The following is a 4,275-nucleotide window of genomic DNA, read 5'->3' on the forward strand; positions in this document are numbered from 1 at the left end:
GCGTGTAGGTGAGGCGGGAGATGGTCGATTTCGCCAGACCGGTTCGCTCCGCGAGTTCCTGGTTCCCCAGCATCCTGTCACCTCGCTTGAAGGCGCGCAGGACGCTCAGGCCGCGCGCGAGAGCCGTGACGAAACGGGGATCATCCGTCGCGTCCTGAGGCTCCATCTGGTTCACCTGCGTTTCGCGCTTGCGCATCCTGCCCGTCTCGACTCCTGAACCAGCCGCCCTGCCCAGCGTGCAGCCTTCCCGGCGCAAAGCGCCTTGACGGCTTGATAGACGATATGCGAGGAATCACAATAATGGAATTAAATTCCGAGGCACGGAATTAATGGCACTCGACCCCGACGTTTTTGGACAGCTTCTCGATGCGATCGAGCGCTTTGTTCGCGAGAAGCTGAGGCCCAACGAGGCCCTGGTTGGCGAGACCGACCAGGTCCCCCCCGAGATCATCGAACAGATGCGCGAGATGGGTCTGTTCGGCCTGGCCATCCCGGAAACCTATGGCGGCCTCGAGCTGACGCTTTCGGAGGAAATCCAGGTTTCCTTCCTTCTCGGGAAGACGTCTCCCGCCTTCCGCTCGATGATTGGCACCAACAATGGCATCGGTTCGCAAGGCATCATCATCGACGGCACGGAGGAGCAGAAGACACACTACCTGCCGGCGATGGCGAGCGGTCAGCTCGTCGGCTCCTTCTGCCTGACGGAACCGGAGGCCGGCTCCGACGCCGGTTCGCTGCGCACGAATGCGCGCCGCGATGGTGACAGCTTCATCATCAACGGCACCAAGCGCTTCATCACCAACGCGCCCGTCGCTGGCCTCTTCACGGTCTTCGCCCGCACCGATCCGGACAGCAGGACGGCGGCCGGCATTTCCGCTTTTCTAGTCGACGCCGATCTGCCCGGGATCACCCTGGGCAAGAAGGACAGGAAGATGGGTCAGCAGGGAGCCCATACATGCGACGTGATCTTCGATAACGTTCGGGTGCCGCAATCGGCGATCCTCGGCGGGCCGGACTTCGAAGGCAAAGGCTTCGTCACGGCGATGAAGGTGCTGGACCGCGGCCGGCTGACGATCGCCGGCGTTTGCGTCGGGGTCGCGGAGCGCCTGATTGCCGACTGCCTAGACTACGCGCTCCAGCGCCGTCAGTTCGGCAAGCCTATCGCCGAGTTCCAGCTGGTCCAGGCGATGCTCGCCGACATGAAGGCCGAGAGCTTCGCCGCGCGCTGCATGGTCGAGGAGACCGCTCGCCGGCGCGATGCCGGACAGTCGATCGGCACCGAAGCCGCTTGCGCCAAGATGTTCTGTTCCGAGATGGTGGGTCGCGTCGCGGACAAGGCCGTCCAGATCTTCGGTGGTGCGGGATATGTCGCCGATTCCGGGATCGAACGCTTCTATCGGGATGTGCGCCTTTTCCGCATCTACGAAGGCACCACGCAGATCCAGCAACTCGTCATTGCCCGCAACATGATCCGCGACGCAAAGCGGTTGAACGGCCTGTCGTGACGGCTTCGCACCAGGCACCGGCTTAACCAAGGCCGCTGAATCAAAACGCTGCCGAAGCGACCACTAGGGATGGAAGATATGCGCGCTGTCATGTGCAACGCCTTCGGGCCGCTCGAAGACCTCGTCATCGAGAACAGGAACGTGCCCCAGCCCGGCCCCGGCGAGGTCCGCATCGCCATCGAGGCCGCGGGCGTCAACTTCCCCGACACGTTGATGGTCGAGGGCAAATACCAGGTCAAACCGGCCCTGCCCTTCACCCCCGGCACCGAGATCGGCGGTGTTGTCGAGGCCATTGGTGAGGGCGTCACGCATCTCGCGGTCGGCATGCCGGTCACGGGGATGGTCGGCATCGGCGCATTCGCGGAAGCGGCGGTGGTCCGGGCCAGCCGCGTCATGCAGCGCCCTGCCGCCATGGATGCGGTCACTGCGGCCGGCTTTTCGATGACCTACGGCACGAGCATGCATGCATTGAGTCAGCGGGCCGACCTTCGGCCGGGCGAGGTGCTCCTCGTTCTCGGTGCGAGCGGAGGCGTGGGGCTCGCGGCGGTGGAAATTGGCAAGGCGATGGGCGCGACGGTGATCGCCGCCGCTAGCAGCGCCGAGAAATTGGAGGTGGCCCGCAAGGCCGGCGCCGACCACCTGATCAACTACGACACGGAGTCACTGAGGGATCGCGTCAAGGCTTTGACCGACGGCAGGGGCGTGGATGTTGTCTACGACCCCGTCGGCGGAGAGAGGCTCGAAGAAGCCGTGCGCGTGACCGCCTGGCAGGGGCGCATCCTCGTCGTCGGCTTTGCCTCCGGTACGATTCCGCGCATTCCCGCCAATCTGCTTCTGCTGAAGGGGTGCGCCCTCGTCGGGGTCTTCTTCGGGACGTTTGCCTCGGTCAATCCCGCAGCGAGCCAGGACAATTTCCGGCAGCTCTTCGCCTGGTTCGAGGAAGGCAAGCTGAAGCCCCTGATCAGCCGCACGCTGGATCTGGCCGATACCGTGGAAGCGCTGCGTCTGCTGACGGGGCGCACGGCAATCGGCAAGATCGTCCTGACGACCGGCCGGACCGCATGAGCGCCGAGAGTTACGCCGGCGTCGGATTGTTCGACCTTCTGGGCCTCTGCCTCGACGAATCCCGGCATGGCTACGTCAAGGGCAGCCTTGAAATCGGGCCCGGGCATAGGAATCGCATGGGCTATGTCCATGGCGGTGTGATCTGCACCATGATCGACTTCGCCGCGTGCGCGTCCGGCCTTCATGCCGAGAAGGGCGAGGACGCCCGCTATGCCGTCACCATCTCGCTGACGACGCAGTTCATCCGGCCCGTACGCGCCGGCCGCCTCTCGGTCGAGGGGCGCACAATCTCCACCGGGCGATCGAGCTTCACCGCCGAGGCGCACGTTTTCGACGATGCCGGTCAGCGCGCCGCGCACGGCATCGGCACGTTTCGATGGCGGGCGGGGAGCCAGCCGAACTCCTCCACATCGCATGGCGGATCCACAGATGCTTGAGCTCCGAAACGTCCACAAATCGCTCCTGGCGAAGCTGCAGCGCTTCATGGATGAGCAGATCTATCCCAATGAGGAGATCTACGAGCGCCAACTCGCCAAGCTGACATCGCGCTGGGCGACGCCGGGCATTATCCGGGACTTGCAGCAGCGGGCCCGGGCGGAAGGGCTCTGGAATCTGTTCGTGCCGGATGAGCGGTACGGCGCCGGCCTCAATAATTTGGACTATGCCCACTTTTGCGAGGTGATGGGGCGCTCGGCCATCGCACCTGAGGTCTTTAACTGTTCGGCGCCCGATACCGGCAATATGGAGACCCTCGTCCTCTACGGGACGGAGGCGCAAAAGCGGGAGTGGCTCCAGCCCCTGCTCGAAGGCGTCATCCGCTCATGCTTCTCGATGACCGAGCCGGATGTCGCCTCGTCCGATGCGACGAACATCCAGACGGCGATCCGGCGCGACGGCGAGGAATACGTCATCAACGGCCGCAAATGGTGGAGTTCGGGGGCGCTCAGCGAACACTGCAAGATCGCGATCGTGATGGGCCGCAGCAACCCCGAGGCCCCCAAGCATCAGCAGCAGTCGATGATCCTGGTGCCTCTCGATACGCCCGGCGTGACGGTCGAACGTGCCTTGACCGTCTATGGCTTTGATCATGCCCCCCATGGCCATGCCGAGATCAATTTCGACAACGTCCGGGTACCGGCATCCAACATGCTGCTCGGCGAGGGGCGCGGCTTTGAGATCGCGCAGGGCCGGCTCGGTCCGGGACGGATCCACCACTGCATGCGCTCGATCGGCCTCGCCGAGCGCGCTCTTGAGGCGGCCTGCCGCCGCGCCCTCTCGCGTACGGCCTTCGGCAAGCCCCTGGCCGAGCAAGGGGTTGTGCGGGACCAGATCGCGCGCTCGCGTTGCGAGATCGAGGCGGCGCGGCTTCTGACCCTGAAAGCCGCGCATATGATGGATACGGTCGGGAACAAGGCAGCGCGCCGCGAGATCGCGATGATCAAGGTCGTGGCGCCCAACATGGCCTGTGACGTCATCGATCGCGCCATCCAGATCCACGGGGCGGCGGGCGTTTCGCAGGATCATTTCCTGGCCAGCGCCTGGGTGAAGTCCCGAACCTTGCGCTTCGCCGACGGTCCCGATGAGGTCCATCGCGACAGCATCGCCCGGCTCGAGCTGAAGCAGTATCGGAGCTGAGGCCGCGATGTTCGACGTCAGAGGAAAGGTCGCCCTGATCACGGGTTCGTCGCGCGGCATTGGCAAAGCC

At 64.5% G+C, this 4,275-nt stretch carries 5 protein-coding genes; 4 read left to right on the forward strand and 1 reads right to left on the reverse strand.

Annotation, left to right across the window (positions count from 1 at the left end; translation table 11 throughout):
• Window positions 1-196: helix-turn-helix domain-containing protein (locus tag AC1DVA_RS26615; RefSeq protein WP_476807887.1), on the reverse strand; the 196-nt coding region annotated here is incomplete at its 3' end.
• Between the two features lie 133 nt (window positions 197-329).
• Here AC1DVA_RS26615 and AC1DVA_RS26620 point away from each other — a divergent pair.
• The 4 genes from AC1DVA_RS26620 to AC1DVA_RS26635 all read left to right on the forward strand — a co-directional run bounded on the left by AC1DVA_RS26620 (window position 330) and on the right by AC1DVA_RS26635 (window position 4,205).
• Window positions 330-1,505 (forward strand): acyl-CoA dehydrogenase family protein, encoded by a 1,176-nt coding sequence (locus tag AC1DVA_RS26620; RefSeq protein ID WP_265055099.1) that lies wholly within the window; start codon window positions 330-332, stop codon window positions 1,503-1,505.
• A gap of 78 nt (window positions 1,506-1,583) precedes the next feature.
• On the forward strand, window positions 1,584-2,570 hold the full coding sequence (locus AC1DVA_RS26625; protein WP_265055100.1) for an NADPH:quinone oxidoreductase family protein: 987 nt from the start codon (window positions 1,584-1,586) through the stop codon (window positions 2,568-2,570).
• Window positions 2,567-3,007: a PaaI family thioesterase gene (locus tag AC1DVA_RS26630; RefSeq protein WP_476807888.1), complete on the forward strand. Its 441-nt coding sequence runs from the start codon at window positions 2,567-2,569 to the stop codon at window positions 3,005-3,007. Before AC1DVA_RS26625 ends, AC1DVA_RS26630 begins: the two co-directional genes overlap by 4 nt.
• A complete protein-coding gene (locus AC1DVA_RS26635) occupies window positions 3,000-4,205 on the forward strand; it encodes an acyl-CoA dehydrogenase family protein (protein ID WP_265055102.1) in 1,206 nt (401 codons plus the stop codon). Before AC1DVA_RS26630 ends, AC1DVA_RS26635 begins: the two co-directional genes overlap by 8 nt.
• Window positions 4,206-4,275: the final 70 nt, after the last annotated feature.

It is taken from the genome of Allobosea sp. P4_C6, assembly GCF_056402015.1.